Origin of the sequence: Streptomyces cadmiisoli, assembly GCF_003261055.1 — a bacterium.
Classification (GTDB): Bacteria; Actinomycetota; Actinomycetes; order Streptomycetales; family Streptomycetaceae; genus Streptomyces; species Streptomyces cadmiisoli.
Genome location: NZ_CP030073.1, coordinates 114190 through 134875, shown reverse-complemented (window position 1 = coordinate 134875; position 20686 = coordinate 114190). Strand labels below are relative to the sequence as shown.

12 protein-coding genes and 2 pseudogenes are annotated in these 20686 nt (G+C 66.4%); 7 read left to right on the top strand and 7 right to left on the bottom strand.

Going from position 1 to position 20686, the window contains the following annotated elements:
- Window positions 1-363 precede the first annotated feature (363 nt).
- Complete coding sequence (locus DN051_RS00665) at window positions 364-3849, bottom strand: DNRLRE domain-containing protein (protein ID WP_112437579.1); 3486 nt, start codon at window positions 3847-3849, stop codon at window positions 364-366.
- Between the two features lie 493 nt (window positions 3850-4342).
- On the opposite strand from DN051_RS00665, the gene DN051_RS00660 reads away from it, so the two are divergent.
- Window positions 4343-11575 carry a polymorphic toxin-type HINT domain-containing protein gene (locus DN051_RS00660; protein WP_246040794.1) on the top strand — a complete coding sequence of 2411 codons (7233 nt, stop codon included), beginning with the start codon at window positions 4343-4345 and terminating at the stop codon, window positions 11573-11575.
- Between the two features lie 307 nt (window positions 11576-11882).
- Here the strand turns inward: DN051_RS00660 and DN051_RS00650 are convergent, their stop codons facing one another.
- The gene (locus DN051_RS00650; RefSeq protein WP_112437577.1) at window positions 11883-13190 is read right to left on the bottom strand and encodes a tyrosine-type recombinase/integrase; all 1308 of its coding nucleotides are present in this window, start codon (window positions 13188-13190) and stop codon (window positions 11883-11885) included.
- On the bottom strand, window positions 13190-13381 hold the full coding sequence (locus DN051_RS00645; protein WP_112437576.1) for a helix-turn-helix domain-containing protein: 192 nt from the start codon (window positions 13379-13381) through the stop codon (window positions 13190-13192). Before DN051_RS00645 ends, DN051_RS00650 begins: the two co-directional genes overlap by 1 nt.
- Before the next feature lie 56 nt (window positions 13382-13437).
- Here DN051_RS00645 and DN051_RS44705 point away from each other — a divergent pair, with 56 nt between their 5' ends.
- A complete protein-coding gene (locus DN051_RS44705; protein ID WP_162624740.1) occupies window positions 13438-13794 on the top strand; it encodes a hypothetical protein in 357 nt (118 codons plus the stop codon).
- Window positions 13795-13842: 48 nt separating this feature from the next.
- Window positions 13843-14370, top strand: coding sequence for a hypothetical protein (locus tag DN051_RS00635; RefSeq protein WP_112441911.1), 528 nt, complete (start codon window positions 13843-13845; stop codon window positions 14368-14370).
- Here the strand turns inward: DN051_RS00635 and DN051_RS00630 are convergent.
- Both DN051_RS00630 and DN051_RS00625 read right to left on the bottom strand, forming a co-directional pair.
- Window positions 14318-15112, bottom strand: a complete 795-nt coding sequence (locus tag DN051_RS00630; RefSeq protein ID WP_112441909.1) for an IS5 family transposase — start codon at window positions 15110-15112, stop codon at window positions 14318-14320. The genes DN051_RS00635 and DN051_RS00630 overlap by 53 nt on opposite strands.
- A 187-nt stretch (window positions 15113-15299) precedes the next feature.
- Window positions 15300-16772, bottom strand: coding sequence for a replication initiator (locus DN051_RS00625; RefSeq protein ID WP_246040795.1), 1473 nt, complete (start codon window positions 16770-16772; stop codon window positions 15300-15302).
- A 305-nt stretch (window positions 16773-17077) separates the two neighbouring features.
- Here DN051_RS00625 and DN051_RS00620 point away from each other — a divergent pair, with 305 nt between their 5' ends.
- The 3 genes from DN051_RS00620 to DN051_RS00610 all read left to right on the top strand — a co-directional run bounded on the left by DN051_RS00620 (window position 17078) and on the right by DN051_RS00610 (window position 18926).
- Complete coding sequence (locus DN051_RS00620) at window positions 17078-17506, top strand: winged helix-turn-helix domain-containing protein (protein WP_246040796.1); 429 nt, start codon at window positions 17078-17080, stop codon at window positions 17504-17506.
- Window positions 17507-18285: 779 nt separating this feature from the next.
- Window positions 18286-18519, top strand: a complete 234-nt coding sequence (locus tag DN051_RS00615) for an HNH/endonuclease VII fold putative polymorphic toxin (protein WP_246040797.1) — start codon at window positions 18286-18288, stop codon at window positions 18517-18519.
- 14 nt (window positions 18520-18533) lie between these two features.
- Entirely contained in the window at window positions 18534-18926 is a 393-nt protein-coding gene (locus DN051_RS00610; RefSeq protein WP_162624738.1) for an Imm50 family immunity protein, read from the top strand.
- A gap of 153 nt (window positions 18927-19079) precedes the next feature.
- On the opposite strand, the pseudogene DN051_RS00605 reads toward DN051_RS00610, so the two are convergent.
- Window positions 19080-19618: pseudogene (locus DN051_RS00605) on the bottom strand (site-specific integrase); the annotation flags it as partial.
- A gap of 71 nt (window positions 19619-19689) precedes the next feature.
- Window positions 19690-20142: an SRPBCC family protein gene (locus DN051_RS00600; RefSeq protein ID WP_112437573.1), complete on the bottom strand. Its 453-nt coding sequence runs from the start codon at window positions 20140-20142 to the stop codon at window positions 19690-19692.
- Between the two features lie 258 nt (window positions 20143-20400).
- On the opposite strand from DN051_RS00600, the pseudogene DN051_RS00595 reads away from it, so the two are divergent.
- A pseudogene (locus DN051_RS00595) lies at window positions 20401-20532 on the top strand (CBS domain-containing protein); the annotation flags it as partial.
- Window positions 20533-20686 lie beyond the last annotated feature (154 nt).

Genomic DNA, 20686 nt, shown 5'->3' with positions numbered 1-20686 from the left:
GGACGGCGACGTCCACCCGACGCAGGCGCTTCTGATGACCGATGCCGAAGCCGCCGAATGGATCATCACCACGGCTGCCGGGGGATCTGAGCCGGCGTCCGGACACGCCGGGCACTGCGTCCGCGCCCGCCCTGGCCAGCGGTACGTCTCCGGTCTGTCGGCTTCCCACGCCGGCCGGTAAGGCCGGGCGTGACGGGACGCGTCGTGACCCGGCTTTGTGGCGCTCGTGCCGCCGCGTGCGGCGGCCTCCTCGCGGCTGAGGCAGTGGCGTGGCTCGCTCACTTCTCACCGGGTGCAGGAGCTCGAAGCAGTAGTTGCAAAAAGGGAGAGGTCCGCCGTGTGGCGGACCTCTCAAGGGCGTTCTCAGCCGATCGCGATGCGAGTGGGCCAGTGTGGATTGGCGCCTATGACCTGGATTCCTGAACCGGAGAGGGCGGTCTTGCTGCCTGCGTGGTACTTGACGGTGCCGTCGGCTTGGATGGCCCAGATGTCGGGGATGGTGTCCGCGTTGACATCGGGAGTGCCCATGAGCATGGGCACGCTGGTCTTGGACCAGCCGGAGGCGGCGTACTCGGTGTCGGCTCCGCCGGCGGAGTTGCCGGAGAGGGCGAGCGAGGTGAGGTCGACGCCGCCGCCGGATGCAGGGATTCCCTTGCGCAGGAGCAGTCTTCCGGAGGCGTCGGTACGGAAGAGCAGGTCGGCGATGCCGTCGCCGGAGACATCCTGGACGGTGACGATGTCGCGTTCATTCCATGTGGAGGAGGTGGTCAGAAGTACTGCCTGTTCCACGGTGGCGCCGTGGTATCCGGTGAAGGCCCACAGTTCGTCGGATGTGTCGGTGTGGACGGTGGCGAAGAAGTCGGTACGTCCGTCGCCGGTGATGTCGCCTGCGGCCGCGATCTGGGTGAGGTCGTCTGGATCGGGCGCGTTGTTGGGAAGGAGGATTTCCTGGCGTTTGTCGATGTTGACGGCGCCGTAGCCGTCTCCGGGATAGACCCAGAGCCTGCCGTCGAGGCGGACGACGAGGTCCTGGAGGCCGTCGCCTCCCGTGATGTCACCGTTGTGGGTGATCAGGGCGCCCTTGAAATGACCGGCAGGTGCCTGCACGTAGGGAGGCTCTTCGTCGCCGCCGTTGGGGTCCTTGTCAGGATTGGCGCGGTAGGCGCCTGGCATGGAGTAGTCGAGGTCGCCGGTGCCCTTGACGAGGTCCTTGTCGAACTGCGTGGGGTAGAGGTAGAGGTTTCCGTCCTTGGTCACAGCCATGAGGTCGGCGAGTTTGTCACCGGTGAAGTCCCCGGGCGCGTCAGCCTGGTCGCGTGGGGTGACGTAGAAGAAGTACTTCGTCGGTTCCGAGGGGTTTCCGGCACTGTCGACGGCCCGTACGTACAGTACGTTCGGTCCGGCGGCCGGTGGCTTGGCATCGGTGACAGTGGACTGATGCGAAGTGGGCAATCCGGCCTGTCTTGACGCGGAGCCGGTGTAGCTGGGTGAGTTGAACCCGTACTCGTAGCGTACGACGTCGGTGTTGAGGGCGCGGAAGGTGAAGGACCCTGGTGTGCCGAACTTCTTGGTGCTCCAGTTGGAGTCTTCGGCGCCGCTGCCAAAGCCGTTATTGCTGCCATCGGCGTTCGGGTAGTCGCTGGAGGACGCCACCGGTGGTCGCGGTGCGGCCGTGTCGAGAACGAACCGGCACGGTGCCTTCGTCGGGTAGAACCCCGAGGTGGACTTTGCGTCGTCCACCGCGCGGACGCGCCACGAGTACGTGGCACCGTTCTTGAGCCCGCCGGTGGGGAACCTGTCAGTGATGCCGAGAGCGGTACCGGTGTCGCCTCCAACGGACACCTTGCCCGTCGAGCCGAGCCGGTCACCCGTGGTGTCCCACTTGCCCAGCTCCCAGAGGTCGAAGTCGAAATAGTCGAGGTTCTTGTCCTTGTCCGTGGCCTTGGCGGTAAAAGTGAGGTCGCCCGAGCCCATGCGCACGTACGGCTTGGTGGTCGTGCACCTCCCGTCCGGACCAAGGTCCAGGGAATTGGAGACGATCGACGGCTTGCGGTTGTAGACCAGGACCATGGAGGGCGCGTCGTCACCGTTGGCCCGGAACTTCTTCCAGGCGTACTGGGAGTCTTCGTCACGGGCGCGCAGCCCGAAGGTGATGGTGTCCTCGCCGTCATCGGCGGCATTCTGGGCGCCGCTTCTCACGTCGAAGGTTTCGTGTGCGTCGGGGCAGCCGGACTTGTAGCCGTGAGCGAAGCTCTTGGTCGCCAGCTTGTTGCCGTCGTGGAGTTCGGGCGCGTTCTTCCAGTTGGTACGGGAGTTGATCGGTCCGGTGAGGTGAACGCTGACCGAGCGGGCGCTGCAGGACCACGAGTAGGTCTCCAGCACCCGCAGTCTGGCGCTGGTGATTTTTGTGCCCTTCAGGTCCTTGTCGAAGGAGATGTTGAAGAAGGAGCGCGAGGTGCCCCATGTGTCGGATTCAAATCCGACGCGGGCCTCGTGGGTGCCGCCCTTGTTGAAGCCCGCGCCGTTGTAGAAGGTGGCGTTGGGATGGCGGTCGTACGCAGTGGTCCAGTTCTGGGTGTGCTTCTTGACCGACGGGTCGATGAAGACCGGATAGGTGGTCTCCGGATCATTCAGGAGGTCCTGGTCAGGAGTAAGAGCCCAGGCCCCGTCGGACAGGTCGACCTCCACCAGCGCGCCGCGGGAATCCGGTGACGGGCCGTCGAGCAGTGGCAGGCTCAGTGTCGATGCCAAACCAGTCTGGGAAGGTGCCGGCGTCGGCTCTGCCGGCGCGGACGGCAGAGGAGACTCCGAGACCGTGGGGGGTGGCCCGTCGGTCGCCGAGGGCAGGTCCTCCACGTCGGTGTCACTTTGCTCGTCGGACTCCACGGGTTCGTCGTCTGTGGGGCTCGGGCTCGGGTTGTCGGTCGGCGAGGGGCTGCCGGGGTCGCTGGCGTTGGGGGATTCCGGAGCCGTCGGCTGGGCCGTTGCCCCTACGTTGCCGTCGGTCACGGCCGGCTTGCCGCTGCTGTCCCACATCAGTGGCGTGGAGGACACGGCTACTTCGGTGCCGTAAGCATCTTCGGCGCTGATGATGCCGGAGCGCGGGCTCAGGCGGAAGGTCAGGGTTGCGGAGTGCAGGCCGTACAGGAGCTGCCGGGCATGCGGATCGGCGGCAGCAGCACGGTTCTTCAGCACGACCAGTTGACCGAATCCGTCATCGTCGGCGGTCAGCACCAGGTCACCACCCGGGAAGATCTCCGGGTACAGCACCCGGTTCCCGTCGATGATCGGTGCGGGGACGGGGCCGGGCCACGTCAGCTGTATCGCATCTGTGCCATTGTCCACATACAACGTGACCAGCGGGGTTCCGGTGTCCTCCACGGACGCCTGCTTCACCAGAGAGACTCGCTGCACGGACGCACGGGAGGCACGCTGCTCGGCGTGCTCGTCAGAACCGGCCGAGAAAACCATCCGGGTGTTGGTGGCTCGCGGCTCCCACCCGTTCTTGGTCCGGCGCAGACTCGTGTCGATCGGCTTCCACTCCCCGCCCACCTTGGCGCGGATCGGCGAAGAGTGCAGTTGCTTCGCCATCAGCCCGTCGGGACGGGCCCATGTGGTGGAGTGAGAGGTCCGCGCTGCGGTCACCTCGACGTTCTTGCCGCTTCGTGCAGCTTCCCGCACAGCTGTGGCTTCGCTCACGGATTTTGCGGGCCGGTCATGACCGCCGCCAGGCGTGGCGTCGCCGTCCAGTTCCAGTCCGGCGTAGACGATGCCGGTTGCAGCGACCACAGTCGCGAGAACCGCCACACCGACCCCACGTCCCAGTGCGCGGCGCGATATGCGCGTCATCGGGCGAGATCCCCTTCTGCCTTGTGTCCCCTCGGAGCCCACACGTGCACGTGGTGCGGTCGGGCCAGCCGATGATGACCTATGGGGAACGCGTCGTCACCCTGTGGCGAAGTTGTGAGTGTGGTGAAGGAGTAGTCGCGCGGTTCCCGGCTGATGGCAACAGACATCCCGTGTGGCCGGGTAAATCAGAGGCAGAGCAGCGGGGGAATCCTAGAAAACCCGGTTTTTTTGTCACAAAAGGTCATACCCTTCGCCACGCAATGTGGCGAAATGCCCGGTTGTGGCCAAAAGGGTGATCTGCTGTGATGTGGAGCTTCGTCTCGCCTTTACCCTATTCCGGCTCTGCGGCTCCGTTACATCCCGTGGTGATCATCACATCGACCTGTCGACTCTGGCGTTTACTCGCGAAACGATCACAGAATCTCCGTGTCTGATACGTCATCGTGCGTGGTCCGTTACCGGTCCCGCTCCAAGTGGTCCGGGAGACCTCGCCGTGTTCGATCGACTGCCTTCTGCTCGCCATCGTCGTCTGGCACGCACCGTGGTGCCTGTCGTTGCGGCCGCGTTGTTTGTGGGATTGCTGCCCGCGCAATCGTTCGCGCTGCCTCCGGATCCGGCGAAGGCGGAAACTGGCCGGGAATCGCTGACGCTCGAGAAACTCGAGGATGAAGAGCCCGTGCCCGGCACGGTGGCCAAGCGGAACTTGGCGGCTCTCAGGGCCCGGGTTCCCGCGGAGATGCTCGCGGCGCCCACCAACACCGTGAATCCCCCGTCCAACCTGAATGGCTCGGTCCCGTTCGGCTCAAGCGCGGGCTCCGCTTCGGCTCAAAAGACAAACTCGGCAGCCCAGGCCGCCGGGCTGACCCCCGTTGGCTCCCTCCCTGTCAGTCTCGGCCAGGCGAGCGGCCATCCAGCTCCGACGGGCACCTGGCACGTCAGCATTCCCGACCGCGCCGAGGAGATCAGCCAAGGCGTGGATGGTGCCGTGCTGGTGGTGCAGGCACCCGATGCCGGCGCTGTCCCGGTCTCGGCCAGGCTGGACTACGCCAAGTTCGAACTGCTCTACGGCGCCGACTGGGCTTCCCGGCTGCGCTTCGTCCAGTTCCCCGACTGCTATCTGACGACGCCGAACGACGAGGCGTGCCAGACGTACGAAGAACTTGAGACACTCAACGACACGGCGTCCAAGTCCCTCACCGCCACGATCGACCCGGCGGCGGACACAGGAGCGACGCCAGCGTCGGCTGATGGGACTCCGGAGAAGAACTCTGGTGTGGTCCAAGCCGGCTACCGGAAGGACACCGCAACTTCCGCAGCGGCCGCTGCCAGTACGGCGGTCGTCGGCGCGATCGACTCCGGCAAGGGCGCCGGCGGCTCCTTCACGGCAACCCCACTGGCGGCTGACGGGAAGTGGCAGGCGGGAGGATCATCGGGTGCGTTCACCTGGTCCTATCCCCTGACCGTGCCGAGTCCGCCCGCAGGTCCTACGCCGTCGGTCTCCTTCGACTACAACTCGCAGACGGTGGATGGTCGTACGGCCGTTTCCTCACCCCAGAGCTCATGGATCGGGGAGGGCTGGTCCTACGATCCCGGCCACATCGAACGCCGCTACCGCACCTGCCAGGACGACCGTAAGACGCTCACCGCCGGCACTCCGAACAACACGGCCACGAAGGACAAGACGACTGACCTGTGCTGGGTCTCGTACAACGCCGTGATGTCCCTGCGTGGCAAGACCACTGAACTGGTGCGGGACGCCGCCTCCGGCAGTAACCCCGAACAGGACACCGAGGTATACCGTCCGCAGCAGGACGACGGCACCCGGGTCGAGCGCCGTGTCGGCGGCACCAACGGCGACAACAACGGCGAGTACTGGGTCGTCACCACCACCGACGGCACCCGCTACTACTACGGACTCAACCAGGTCGGCGGGGGCCACGCCGACACCGGTTCCGTCTCCACGGTCCCCGTCTTCGGCAACCACCCCAACGAGCCCTGCCACACGAACTCCTTCGCGGACTCGCGATGCGGCACGGGCAAGCAGCAGGCCTGGCGCTGGGGCCTGGACAAGGTCGTCGACGTCCACGGCAACACAATGATCGTCAACTGGAAGCAGGAGACGAACTACTACGCCGTCCGCAAGAAGTTCACGTCCCCGGAGCGCTACGACCGCTACGCCTACCCCGCCTCTATCGAATACGGCATGCGCCCCGACAGCCTGACCAAGCCGTCGGCCACCGTGGACTTCGGGGCCAAGCAGCGCTGCCTGAGATCCGACACCGCCTGCGATCCGGACAACTTCGCCAAGACCGACGACCCTGGCGCCTACCGCCCCTGGTGGGACACGCCCGGCAACCTCAACTGCAAGTCAACCTCCGACCTGTGCCCCGCCTTCCCCTCCTTCTGGACGCAGCTGCGCCTGGACACGGTGACGACGAAGGCCGCCCGTGCCGGGCAGACCGGTCTCGGCAAAGTCGACCAGTACACACTCCGGCAGTCGTTCCCTGAGGACTGGTACGACACCTCACCCGGCCTGTGGCTCAACTCCATCACCCGCACCGGCTACGCCCCCGGCGACAACACCGGCACCCTCCAGTCCAAAGACGGCATCAGCTTCACCCAGTACACCGTCGGCACCCAGGCACCCAAGGAGATGCAAGCCCGCCTCCTGGACCGTCAGCTGCCCAACCTGGTGACGAACGGCAAGGCGGATCAGCGTCCCGGCTACACCCGCCCGCGCATCGGGACCATCTCCACCTCGAACGGCGCCGACATCGAGATCGAGTACACGGGCGGCTGTGCGAGCGAACCTGCCGAGGACAAGGGCGAAGACAACGGCACCTGCTATCCCGTGCGCTGGTCGCCGGACGGAGACGAGAAGACGCCGGCCAAAGCGTGGTTCAACAAATACGTCGTCGACTCGGTGACCGAGACGGACAAGGTCACCTCGCACGGCAGACCCGTCACCACGCAGTACGCCTACACCGGTCCCGCCTGGGCCAAGAGCGACGACGAGTTCACCCGCACGGCACTGCACACCTACAGCGACTGGCGCGGCTACCGCCAGGTAGCCGCCACCAAGGGCAGCAAGTCCAGCTCGACGACGGCGGGCATCACGCAGTCCCAGTCCTACTCGGAGACCCGTTACTTCCAGGGCGTGGGCGGAGCGGTCAAGGACTCCACACAGGCCTACACCCTGCTCGCCGACGATGCTCCGCAGTACGCGGGCATGACAGCAGAAAGCATCACCTACAAGGACTCGAGCAAGGACCCGGACGGAATCAGGCCGATTGCCAAGCGCACGCTGAACTTTCCCTGGTCGAAGCAGACCGCGTCCCGTCCTCGGGAGGCGGAGAACGGCACCGAACTGGAGCCGCTGCTGGCCCACCGCACCGGCATCAAGCGCACGGATGAGATCCAGAAAGCCGATTCGAGCTGGCGCGCTGTCAGGACACTGACCGAGGTCGACGACACCTATGGCCTGCCGACCCAGGTCGAGACGGCCGTGGTCAAGCCGAACGGCACCGGCGAGACGCTGTCCGAGCAGACATGCACGGTCACGTCGTATGTACACAACACGACCACGTGGCTGATCGGCTTGCCGAAGAAGCAGCGGAGTACGGGAACGACCTGCGCTGCCCACGACACCGCGGACCCCAAGACCCGGCTCATCAAGGACGTGCAGCTCAGCTACGACGGCCTGGGCCACGGACAGACGCCGACCAAGGGCCTTGTCACATCGTCCGCCGAGGCCAACGGAGACGGAATATCCAACTCCGTTGTCACCACGAGCACATACGACCCCCTCGGCCGTATCCGGAAGATCACCAAGCCGGGTGCCGGTGTGACCGAGACCCAGTACACCCCCGCCGACGAGGGCGGCCCGGTCACCTCCATGAAGGTGATCAACGCCAAGGGGCACACGGTCACCACGACCTTGGACCCGGGCCGCAGCCTCGCGCTGACGGTCACCGACGCCAACGGCCGGGTGAGCCGCAACGAGTACGACGCTCTCGGCCGTCTGATCAAGGGCTGGTCGCCGTCCCGCTCCTCCGGTAACCAGTCACCGAACGTCGAGATCGCCTACCAGACGGCAGCCGCCACTCCGAGCAAGGCCCTGCCCCCTGCCGTCACGACCCGGACACTCAAGGACGACGGCACCTACAGCACGCAGGTGACGATCTACGACGGCCTGCTGCGCCCAGTGCAGACACAGTCCGAGGCCCACGGTCCCGGCCGGATCATCACCGGCACGACGTACAACGACCACGGTCTGGTCCACGAGCAGACAGCCGGCTACCTCGCCAAGGGGGAACCCGTCACCGAACTGTTTGCACCCAAGTCACTGTCACTGATACCAAGCTGGCTTCACCACCGCTACGACGGCCTGGAGCGGCCCGTCCGTGTGGCGACCTACCACAGCGGCACCTATGTGCACGCCGCCCACACGACGTACTACGACACCAGCACATACGTCAATCCGGCCGGCTCAACCGCCCCGCGGACCCGCACCTACACCGACACTCTCGGCAGAGTCACCTCGATCCGCCACTACTCCGACGACACCAGCAACAACGGGCGCGTGACAGCCTACGAGTACGACGCCCGTGGCCACCGCACCGGTGTCGTCGACCCGGCAGGCAACACCTGGACGTACGAGTACGACGCCCGGGGCCGCCTCACCTCCGCCACCGACCCCGACACCGGCACCACGGACACCGGGTACGACACGGCTGACCGCCCCAACCACATCAAGAACGCCCGCCAGCAGGAGACGTTCACCGAATACGACCTCCTCGGCCGCGTCACCAAGGTCAGGGAAGGTTCCGCAACCTCCACCCCGGTCAAGGAATACACCTACGACGACGCGCCCGGCGGCATCGGCCAGCCCTACACCTCCAAGCGGCACACCGACACCGGCGACTACACCAACCGCATCACCGGTTACGACACGGAATACCGCCCCACCGGCACCGAGACGGTCATCCCGGCCAACTCGATGACCACGGGCCTGGCCGGTACCTACGCCAACACCTACACCTACACCCCGACGGGCAAACTCCAGTCCGTCACGCTGCCGGCCGCAGGCGGCCTGGCAAAGGAGAAAGTCGTCAACCGCTACACCAGCGACGGGCTACCGGAGTCCACCTCCGGCCTGACCTGGTACACAGCCGACGCCACCCACTCCCCGTACGGCGAAGTACTGCGCACCGTCTCCGGACCCCAGCCCCACCGCGTGTGGACGACCAACTTCACCGACCCCCACACCGGCCGCCTGCAGCGCACCGTCACCGACCGCGAAACCTCAGGCCCCCACCGCATCACCGACAGCTACTACTCCTACGACGCATCCGGCCTGATCACTTCCAACAGCCGCAACCACGGCGACGCAGCCCAAGGCGTCTGGGACACCCAGTGCTTCACCTACGACGTCATGGGCGAACTCGCCCACGCCTGGACGTCCAACATGACGCCCACCGGCAACGCCACCGGCTGCAAAGCAGCCAACGGCACCACATGGGGCCACCGCACCAACTACCAGAACTCCTCCGGCCCCGTCGCGGACGCACCTGACGCACAGACGGACGCGGAGACGCCCGACACCTCCCTAGCAGCATCTCTGGCCGCTGCAGCTCCTGACGCGACCACGCTGTCCACCGGCACGACCGCCTACCGCCAGTCCTTCACCTTCGACTGGATCGGCAACCGGGCCACCATGACCGAACACGACACAGCCGACCCGTCGAAGAACACCAAATACACCTACGGATACGGCAAGACCGTCACCAACAACGGCACCACGGCCGCGGCCACGGCCCAGCCGCACACGATGACGTCGATCGCCTCCACGCCAGCCGGGAAGAACAGCACCTACCGGTACGACGCCACCGGCAACACCGAAATCCGGAACCTGCACGACACATCGCAGAGCCTGGTCTGGACACAGGAGAACAAGCTCGACTCCATCACGGACGACGGCACGAAGACCACATACGTCTACGACGCCGGCGGCAACCGCCTCCTCGAGAACTCTCCGTCCGGCTCCACCCTGTACCTGGGCGAAACCGAACTCACCACCAACGCCAGCGGCACCATCACCCGCGCCTCCCGCTCCTACACACAGCCAGGCGCCCCCACGGTCGTCCGCACAACAAACAACGGCGCCACAACAGGCCACAAACTCAACGTCCTCATAGCCGACCACCTCGGCACAGCCAACACAGCAGTCGAACTCTCCACCACTCAGCCCATGACCCGCCGTGAGTTCAAACCGTACGGCGAACTCCGCGGCACCAAACCGACTACCTGGCCGAACAAGCGCACCTACCTCGGCGTCGGCATCGACGACCAGGCCACGGGCCTGACCCACATCGGAGCGCGCGAATACGACCAGAACTCGGGCCGCTTCCTCTCCGCCGACCCCATCATCGACATCGCAAACCCCCTGCAGATGAACGGGTACGCCTACAGCAGCAACAGCCCCATCACCAACTCAGACCCCACAGGCCTGTGTTCAGATCTCGATTGCCCGACTCGCCCGAGTCCCGACTATCAGAACACCACCCCGGGGCACGAACCTGGCAAACCCACAAAGTCTGCTAACACGCTCTACGCGGAGAACGGTGAGAGCTACAGCAGTCCCGGTGGAACAGCTAACAGTGGAAGGCCTGGCAACCGAACGAAGTCAACGGTCTATAACACTACGCCGCCGACTTATCAGTACCAGTCAACGAACGGTGTATGCGTTTGGGCGACGGCAAGTAGTTGTTCTTCGGTAGCGTCGTCAGCCGACGAGGTGCCGATTCCTGACTTGCCGTGCCTTGAAGGTGACTCCTTGTGCGACACAAGAAACCATCTCTATAAATTCGGCGTAGAGACGGGCATGACTGGTGGTTCTCTGGGATTCTTTGCGGCGAGGCCGGGGATTCGTTGGTATAAGGGCGGTCGCGCAAGAGTTGGAGCGAATTGTAACAATTGCTTCTTGGCCGGAACGGGCGTACTCATGGCGGATGGTTCAAGCAAAGCCATCGAAGACGTCATAGTCGGCGACACCGTTCAAGCCGCGGATCCCGAAACCGGCGAAAGCGGACCCCGCAAAGTCACCCATCTGATTGTCACCAGGCACGACAAGCATTTCAACGATTTGTCGATTGCCACAGAAGATGGTATCGAAAAGCTCACGGCGACCCACGAGCACCCCTTCTGGTCTCCATCGCAAGACGCTTGGGTTGACGCAGCGAACCTCACGCCAGGGATGACGCTCCTAACCGATGATGGCACGACCGTTATCATCACGGACAACAAGGCCTTCACCAGGGCGGCGACTACCTACAACCTGACGGTTGACGACCTGCACACGTACTATGTGCTGGCGGGGGCTACGCCAGTACTCGTTCACAATTCCGGCGGCTGCAACGTTGCGGATGGCCCCCGACTTCAAGCTCGGCTCGCAGCGGAGGAGCTCGCTGGAGCGGACGGCCATGCTTTCCAGAAGCATGTTGTAGAGCAGGGGGAGTTCCCCGGAATTCGGACCCGCGCACAATTCGCCGACATGATTGAAGGTGTAATCCTGAACGGCGAGCGTCGCGTGCGATCCGATGGTGCGTCTGCTTATTGGCGGAACGGAGTAATTGTGATCCGCAACCCCAGGTCGAGGGACGGTGGTACTGTCTTCGCACCTCAAGAGGGGTATAGGTACTTCACCAGGAACTTCAGATCGGAGTGAGAGGGCGATTTTGATGCACGTAGAAGATCGCGGGGAGCAGATCGTGATCACGATGCCTAGAGCGGAATTCTTCCTGGTTCAAGCGCTGATGATGGAAGCGCTTGAGACCGGAGATGACCGCGACTTTCAGACGCGCGTAGGGGCGACCAAGGATGAGGTGAGGGCTCTCTTGGATGGCCTGCCGGATCTGCCACTCGGTGGTGGGAGTTAACTGCCGTGATGTGATCGCTCATGCAAATCTGAAGCCCCGCCAGGCGTGTCCTGGTGGGGCTTTTGCGTGGGGTGACGGCAGTAGTTGACGGCAACGTCAGCGGACGAAGGCGTTCCGGGGCGGCGGTTCGTCGCCATCGGAGCGTGCCGTCTCGGTGGTCTTCGGGCTGTCGAGCGCGGTGCTGAGGGTGTTGATGGCGTCTCGCTGGAGGCGGAGTCGGACGTGGGCGTAGACGGTGGCGGTGACGCCGATGTGGGCGTGGCCGAGAAGTTCCTTGATGACGACGAGTTCGACGCCCTGTTCCAGGAGCAGGGTCGCGGTCGAGTGCCGGAGGTCGTGGAAGCGGATGCGGCGGAGGCCGGCGCGGCGGAGGAGCGTGGTGAAGGTGCGGGTGAGGTTGGTCGGGTCGATCGGCCTGCCCTGGGGAGTGGTGAAGACGTGCCCGTTGTGCTGCCACGTGGTGCCTGCGGCCTCACGCTCGTGCTGCTGCTGTTCGTGGTGGTGCTTCAGCGACTGGATGCAGCGGGTGGGGAGGGCGATGCGGCGCTCGGAGGCCCGGGTCTTGGTGGGCAGTGTGGTGAGCCCGCCTGCGCTGGTGCGCTGAAGGGTGCGACGGATGGCGGCGGTGCCCGAGCCGAGGTCGAGGTCTTCCCAGCGAAGGCCGAGGAGTTCGCCCTTGCGCAGTCCGGTGTGGAGGGCGAGTTCGAACAGCGCGTGCAACCGGTGATCTTGCGTGGTGGTGAGGAGCTGGCGGGCTTCGTCGGCGGAGAGGGGTTCGAAGCGTCGGGGCCGGGGTGTGCCGGTGCGGACGTTGCGGGCGACGTTGCGCGGGATCTCTTCCTCGCGGACGGCGTGCTCCAAGGCGGACTTGAGTACGGAGTGGATGTACGTGAGCGTCAGTGGGGAGAGCCGCTTGGAGCAGCATGCTCCGGCGGCGCAGCAGCGGGGCTGGTCGCGGGCGGTGTCGAGGCCGCGGGTGCAGCACTGGCAGGTGGTGCGGAGCTGGTTGAGCCAGGTGCGGACGTCCTTGGCGGTGATCTTGGTGAGCCTCTTCTTGCCCAGGCCGGGGATCAGGTACTGGTCGACGCAGGCGGCGTATCGCGTGTGGGTGTTCTCGCGAAGGTGGTGGACGGCGACGTTCTCCAGCCAGTACGTCAGGTACGCGGCCACGCTGCCCTGAGCGGAAGAGACGGGGAGGCCGCGGTTGCTGGCTGCGATCTTCTCGGTGAGCTTGGCCAGGGCTTCCTTGCGGGTGGTGCCGTAGACGCGGACGCGCTTGCGGGTGTTGCCGGGGGCGAGGACGTATCCGGCGGCTTCCCAGCGGCTGTCCTTGCGTTGGTAGACGGTTCCGTCGCCGTTGGCGCGGGTGCGGCGACAGGCGGGGGTGTCGCGGGGTGTGGCCATCAGGCGGCGGCTTCCTGGTCGAGGCGGGTGTGGATGAAGTCGGTGAGGGCGTGGGTGGGGATGCGGCGGGCGCGGCCGAGGGTGAGGGAGGGGAGTTGCCGGGTGCGGATGAGGTCGTAGACGGCGGTGCGGCCGAGTTGGAGGCGTTCCATGACCTGGGGGACGGTGAGGAGTTCGGTGCCGGCGGTCACGCGAGGGCCCCCGTCCGGACAGTGCTGGTCAGCCGATCAGTGGAGTGACCGACCGGGTGACCGGACTGACCGTCGCGGTCACCGGAGCGCTTCGAGCGTCGGGTTCGGGTCGGTTGCTCGGGTTGGGTCTGCCGTTTTGCGGCCAGGAGGTCGGCGAGGTGTTCGAGTTCGGGCAGGAGGCCGGTTCCGGCGAACTGCCAGTGGGAGATGACCAGCGTCGTGTCCGAATCCACGCCTTGACCGTCGATATTGCGGCCACCGGGACGGCGACCGGCGGCCAGGTCAGTGGGGTGTCCGGCGTCGTTGCTGACCTGACTGCCGTCCGTCTGGCCGGTCTGCGTCTCAGAAGCCGTATCTCAACCGAACATGATCGCTTGATTTTCGCTGGTCAGGCATGGTCTAGCTCAGAATGAGGGAGGCATGCGGCGTCTTGTTTCGGCTCCGTGATCGAGGGGTGCGCGATGGCGTCGGTGCTGGGAATTCTGGAGGAGCGGGAGACAGCAGCCCGGGTGCGGGTGGAAGGGCTGCGGGAGGAAGTCGCGCGGCTGGCTGGGGTGTTGGAGGCCGCAGAGATCGACCTGGACCGGCGGGTGATCGCGCGGGAGGAACTGGTCGAGGCCCTGGCAGCTTCGGCTGCCGAGACCACCGCCGTGACCGAGACCGAGGCAGAGCAGGAAACCGCGCTCTCGCCGGTGCCGGGTTCGATCGTGCCGCCTTGGCGCGAAGGACTGCCGGTGAGGGTGCTGGCGCCGGACTACCAGCGGATTCTTGGTGTGCTGGAGGAGCGGCAGCCGGCGGACCAGGGGTCGCTGAAGGCCAGGGAGATCACGGCTTTGCTGGGCTTGGAGACAACGTCGGCGAAGGTCGAGGGGGTGCGCTCGAAGGCCCGGCGCCTGGCGGAGCGCGGGTGGCTCGTGCAGGAGACGTCGGGGGCGTTCAGCGTCGGCCGGCGGCCCGTGGCCGTGCCAGACGCCGGCTCATCCGCGTGACCATCGACCACCGGATCAGTGCCTCGCTGCTGGCCGGCAACGTCTCGTAGTCCCGGGCCAGCCGACGCGAATGCATCAACCACGCGAACGTGCGCTCTGCCACCCAGCGCCTGGGCAGCACCACGAAACCCTCCATGTCATCGGTGCGCTTGACGATCTCCAAGGTCAGCGCGAGTTTCTGACGGCACCAGTCGACGAGGGAGCCGGTGTAGCCGCCGTCGGCCCAGACGAGGGTGATGTCGCGGTGCAGACGGCGCAGCCGCCTCAGCAGGCCCGTGGCGGCGTCCCGGTCGCCGATGTTCGCGGCGGTGACCGCGACGACCAGGAGCAGGCCGAGCGTGTCGGTCACGATGTGCCGCTTTCGCCCGGGCACCTTCTTCCCGCCGTCGTAGCCGCGTGAGGAGGCCGGCACCGTCGCGGCGGCCCGCACCGACTGCGCGTCGATGATCCCCGCCGTGGGCTCGGCCTCACGGCCCTCGCGCTCACGGACCTTCCCGCGCAGCCGGTCGTGGAACTCGGTGATCAGCCCGTGCTCGCGCCAGCGGCGGAAGAAGGCGTAGACCCGGCCCCAGGCGGGGAAGTCCGCGGGCATCGCCCGCCACGAGATACCGCCCGCGACCAGGTAGCGGATCGCGTCCAGCAGTTGGCGGTGGCAGTAGGCTTCCGGCTGCCCGCCCCGGCCCTGGAGCCAGGCCGGCACCGGCAGCAACGGCCGGATGGCCGCCCACTCCGAGTCCGTCATGTCCGACGGATACCGGCGTTCCCGATCGGGATGATCGGCCGCGTTGCCGTACACGTGCGCGAGGCAATCACACGATAGAGCAGCCGAGTTGAACTGCACGGGCTCGGACGCGTACAACAACGACACCAGGGCCTCCCGGCATTGCTTGGTTAGATTCGCATCCCCGAGCTACCGAGAGGCCCTGTCTTCATGCGCGCACAACGGGAAGATCACCCCGGCGGGAAACCTGTTCGACCCGCACGTTCCATGATCGGTTGAGATACGGCTTCTCAGCCGACGCCGGGGTTGGGGTCTGGGTTTCGGGTCGGCCGGTTCGCCAGGCGGTGCGTTCGGCTCGGAGGTGGGCGAGGGTGGTGGAGTAGCGGCGGGTGCGGGTGGAGAAGTGGCCGCGGAAGCCGAGCATGTGGGCCCATTGACGCAGGCGGAGGTGGGCGTGCCGGCGGTTGGTGGCGAGGTGCCAGGCTGTGTGGATCATGCGGCGGGCGTGGTCAGTGATGTCGTACTTGTGCAGCTCGGCGAGGAGGCGGAGTCGGTGGTCGAGGGTGCCGGTGGTGGTCTCGGCGCCCTTGGTGGCGTACTTGGCGATGTAGCCGGCGACGTGCCGCTCGGTGACCGGGCCGCTACCGGTGAAGTCGGTGCCGCGGATCGCGCGGACGTCGATCTGTCGCCCGAACCGGAATACCAACCGTCCTGCCCGATCTGAGTTTTCGGGCTGGGACGCGGAGATGTCCCTGGCGGGCTGTGGTTGCTTCGGCGGTTCGCCCTCGTGATGGACGCGGGTGCGTGCGGCGGCAGCGCGGACGGCGTGGTCGAGGAGCTGGACGCTGGCCCAGGCGGGCGGGGTGCTGGTGGGGCCGGTGGGTCCGTCGAGGCGGATGACGGCGTGAAAGTGGACCTGGCCCCGTTTCTGGTACTCGGCCACCTTCGCGTACGAGAGCGTGGCGTGGTCCCGCAGGGTCCGTTGCGTGAGCCCGGCGGCCTTGGCGATCTCGCGGCGCAGGTGGGTAGTGAAGCGGGCCCACAGGGCCGGGGCGTGCGCGTTCCACAGCACCGCGCCCGCGTAGTCGTACCGCTCGGGATCGAGCGGCGTACCCAGGAGCGGGTCGTCGTCCGGGTGGGAGTGGCCGCAGTGGCAGCGGCCGGTGTCGGGCTGGTTGTGGACGGGCCCGAAGCCGGGTGCGGTGAGGGTGGCGAACACGCGCGGGTGGGCGGCAACGCTGGCGGGGACGGTCTTGCCGCCGCGCAGGCCTGCGGCGATGAGTTGGTAGGTGTCGTAGCGGTAGACGGTGGAGCAGGCCGGACAGCGGGTCGCGCGACGGTTGCCGCAGCGGACCAGCAGTTCGCCTGCCGGGAGCCGACTGGAGTCGAAGTGGTCGAGGATCTCACCGGTCGCGGTGTCCAGGCGGGTGCGGTGCCCGGTGAGGCGGATCGGGTGCGCGCATCCGCCGAGTCCGGCTATCTGCCGTGCGAGGGGTGGGAGTTGGCCGGTGGCGGCGAGCTTGGCCAGCTTGGCGGTGAGCCTGGCGCGACGCTCCAGCGCCCGCCCTGCAGCGGCAGAGGCGGTGACGTCTGCCGGGCAGGTCGGTGCCGTGAACGGCGACGTCGGACGCGAGGCGGCTGGAACGGTCGTGGAGTACGGAAGTTGGAGCTGTGCGGACATGCGAGAAGAGGCCTTTCGGCGAGTACGCGGAAGCGGTACGGCGCGGGGCACGTGGGCAGGCCGAAGTGATCGGCTCACAGGGGAACGGGGCGCCTCGGAGTTGGGCGCGGGGGCCGGACCAGGGGATGGTCGGCGGGGCGCGGTGGTGATCACCGACGGGTGCGTGACGTTAACATCGTCTGACAGGCGCATTCAAGTGCATCCCTCCTCATTCCTTTCTGCTGGCGGTGGGACGCGGGTAGTGTGGGGCCGGTTTCCCGGTTTGGACGGGCCGGATTGTGCTGGTAGAGGGCGTGGAAAGCGGGGTGAGCGGCGTGGTGGTGGGGCGGCGCGGGCGCAGGCTGGCCGGTGGCGGGGTATCGCTGACGTTCGAGGTCATCGCCGAGACCGTGCGCGAGCGGATCCGCTCCGGTGGGCTGCGGCCGGGTGACGCGCTGCCGACGCAGGCCGTGTTGATGCGGGAGTTCGGGGCGTCGAGCCTGACCGTGCAGAAGGCCATGGCCCTGCTGAAGCAGGACGGGTGGGCGGTCTCCCGCCCCGGCAAGGGCGCCTTCGTCGCCCACCGCGACTACCCCGATGGCCCCGACGGTCCGGAGGCGACCGCACCCGCCGGCGGGACGACGGCCCGCGTCGAGGCGCTGGAACGAGCGCTGGCCGAGGCTGCTCAGCAGATCGCCGACCTTCGTGGCCGCGTCGAGGCCTTGGAGTCGGACGTCAGCGACCGGGGCCACTGACCCGCCGTGGCGCGTGGCCCGGGGCGTGCGTTCAGATTTTCTCTTCGAGGTTCAAGGCGGGCCCCGCCCGCCGAGGCTGGCCGCCGTCGCCGACCGACCCGCAGTAGGACGAGGTACTGACGCCCGTGCCAAGCCGCATCGAGGTGCCGGTCTCGGGCATGAGCCTGGATCAACACGGCTCCATAGGAGACAAGTTGCAGGCATGGCGTCCGGGCGCGTTGCGCAGCAAGCTATCGCCTACGACCGTCCTACGGCCGGATCGCAGGCACAGGGCCGACCAGGGGGCCGACCCTCAACACCCGTCGCCGGCTCACCGAGGGCGGTGGCCGACGTCGCCTCCGGCGGGGAGCAAAGCCCCCGGCCACCCCCGGCGACCATTCCCGCCCCGGCTCCCACGCGGCGAGGCTGACCGACGCACAAGCCCCGCCGCCCGCATACCGAGGGCCGCCCCGACAAACGACCGCCGAGAGGCGACCGGGCGTGCCTGGTCGCCAAGACCCTTGACGGCAGTAGTGACGGCAACAACCACGAACAACCCCGGCCGAACCCGTACCTCAGCGGACCACCGAATACCACTTGACCTGCGAAAACGCAGGTAGAGAGGGGCCGCGTAGCACACGTACTATGTGCTCGCTGGGACCACGCCGGTACTTGTTCACAACAGCAACTGTGTACCCGAGGTTCGGACCCTTCCGAGTCGTAGTTCGGCCTTCAGGGCGGCGAAGAGGGATCTTGGGATTCCGAACGGCCAGCAGCCTGACGAGTTGAACATGGTGCCGATGACGAACCGTAAGGGGGAAAACATCTTGAATCCCGACGGAACTCGAGTGATGACCCGCGAATACGTATTCACGCGTGGCGGCGGCGATCGCGTGATCATTCAGGATCATTCATACGGCCACTACTACGGCGAAGGGGGCGTGGGCGATCAAGGGGCGCATTTCAATGTCCGCCCGTACAGCAATCCAAGGACTGGGAAAGTCCCGGGTACGGCTCAGCATTACGAGTACTAGAGAGGATATTTGAGTTGCAGTGGATTGACGCCATCAGCAACCCGAAGCCGGTGCTGGCTATCTACGGAGAAGACGTACCTGCGCTCGAGGGTGTACGCATCGAAGAGATCTGCTTGAGTCCGAATGGTCCTACGCTTCGCCTGCGATTCGATCTTCCCACTTTCCCAGGGCAGCCCCCTGCGAAATGGCGGCGCGATGGCATGAACGTGGTTCAGCTCGAAGTCTCCTTTGGCGGTCTGCATGAGATCTCGATTGACAGACTGGCGACCAACTCTTTGTGTGACCTGAAGGTGCAAAAGAGCGGCTTGCTTCAGTTCTCCGCCGAATCCGATTCCGTAAGGCTTCGAGGTGTCGCGGACGAAGCGACGATCTTGCGGATCTCTGCGTACGCATCAGGGAGCTTCTGACGGCGCAAAGCGGAAGCGCGCGACGAAGGGTTGCCATTGCGAATTTGGCTTGGTTTCCCTTGTGTGGCCCGGCGTTCCTGAGCGCCCCTGACGGCAGTAGTTGACGGCAACGGCGGCGGACACCATGCGTCCGCCGCCGTTGCCGTACGTATGTCAGGGGCGGTCAAGGGCGCGGCCGAGGAGGTCGATGGCATCTCGCTGGAGGCGGAGTCGGACGTGGGCGTAGACAGTGGCGGTGACGCCGATGTGGGCGTGGCCGAGGAGTTCCTTGATCACGACGAGGTCAATGCCCTGCTCCAGGAGCAGGGTGGCGGTGGAGTGGCGAAGGTCGTGGAAGCGGATGTGCCGGAGCCCTGCCCGATTGAGGAGGCGGCCGAAGCGGCGTGTGAGGTTGGCGGGGTCGGGCTGCCGGTTCGGGTGGTGAAGACGAGCCCGCTGTCCGTCCAGCCCACTCCGGCGGCCTGGCGCTCTTCCTGCTGTCGCTTCCTGTGGCTCTTCAGCGAGTGGATGCACTCAGTGGGGAGGGCGATACGGCGTTCGGAGGCTCGGGTCTTGGTGTGCAGGACGGTCAGCCCGTCGGTGCGGGTGCGCTGGAGGGAGCGGTGAATGCTGGCCGTGCCGCCGTCGAGGTCGAGGTCTTCCCAGTGCAGGCCGAGGAGTTCGCCCCTGCGGAGCCCAGTGCGAAGGGCGACCCGCGCGGAACGTTGGAGCATGGCCCCGCCCCTTCTCGTGCTGATCGCTGATCGCTGATCGCTGATCGGAGTCAGACTTCGCCGCGCCACGCGCCGGTCTCGGTGCCGCCGCGGGACTCGATGAACCCCTTGAACCGCTCGAGGTCACCGGTGGCCTGGCGCTTGACGAAGCCGAGCTTGTCCCCGACGGTCTCGGCCAGGCCCTCGGGCTCGTAGTCGAGCTGCAGCATGATCTTGGTCGTGTGGTCGTCGATGTAGTGGAAGGTGACGACACCGGCCTGGTGGGCCTGTCCGCCGACCGAGCTCCAGGCCACCCGCTCATCCGGGATCTGCTCGGTGATCTCCGCGTCGAACTCCCGCTCCACCCCGCCGATCTTCGTCTTCCAGTGCGTGAGGGTGTCCGTGCGCTGCTCGATCCGCTCGACACCGTCCATGAACTGCGGAAAGTCCTCGAATTGCGTCCATTGGTTGTACGCCGCGCGGACGGGGACGTGGACCTCGATGGATTCCTCAACCTGGGACATGGCCTGTCCTCTCTGCGAACCATGACGGCTCTCGCCAGAGGGCCGGGTTTCCAGCTCCGGCGACAGTCATGCGTACGACCATCCGGGGCGTAGCGGCCCGCCGATCGCGGAACGGGTCGGCGGAGTCGACTCCGGCCGCAGTCGGAGCAGTGGGAGCGGCCCGCGGTCACCGTGGCGTGCGAGATGAGCTGGTCGTGGCGGTGGTGCCGGTGTGGGTCGGTGCGCTTGCTCAGGGTCCGCCGGGTGTGATCGACGCTCGCCGAGCGTGTGCGCCGGCTGCCGGTCATCGACGGTCACGACCTTGTCAGCATGGTCGCGCAGGCCGACGTGGCGCGCGCTCTGTCCGATGCGACGGTCGTCGACCTCCTCGAGGCGCTCTCCACCGATTGATGGCCGCGGCAAACCGGCGGCCTGTCTGTCCCGGCACGCGAAGCACGAGGCTATTCCTGGGAAACGCCGGGACGACGTGAGGATGCTGCTGGTGCTACACCCGCCGCGGTCGATGTAGTCCCCTGGCTCAGCGGCCGAAGCGGACCTGTCTCCG

Bases quoted from the DNA above. Each gene is read 5' to 3' on its own strand.
- DN051_RS00625 (WP_246040795.1), bottom strand. From the start codon at position 16,772: ATGTCCGCACAGCTCCAACTTCCGTACTCCACGACCGTTCCAGCCGCC.
- DN051_RS00650 (WP_112437577.1), bottom strand. From the start codon at position 13,190: ATGGCCACACCCCGCGACACCCCCGCCTGTCGCCGCACCCGCGCCAAC.
- DN051_RS00630 (WP_112441909.1), bottom strand. From the start codon at position 15,112: ATGACGGACTCGGAGTGGGCGGCCATCCGGCCGTTGCTGCCGGTGCCG.
- DN051_RS00635 (WP_112441911.1), top strand. From the start codon at position 13,843: ATGGCGTCGGTGCTGGGAATTCTGGAGGAGCGGGAGACAGCAGCCCGG.
- DN051_RS00600 (WP_112437573.1), bottom strand. From the start codon at position 20,142: ATGTCCCAGGTTGAGGAATCCATCGAGGTCCACGTCCCCGTCCGCGCG.
- DN051_RS00665 (WP_112437579.1), bottom strand. From the start codon at position 3,849: ATGACGCGCATATCGCGCCGCGCACTGGGACGTGGGGTCGGTGTGGCG.
- DN051_RS00615 (WP_246040797.1), top strand. From the start codon at position 18,286: ATGACGAACCGTAAGGGGGAAAACATCTTGAATCCCGACGGAACTCGA.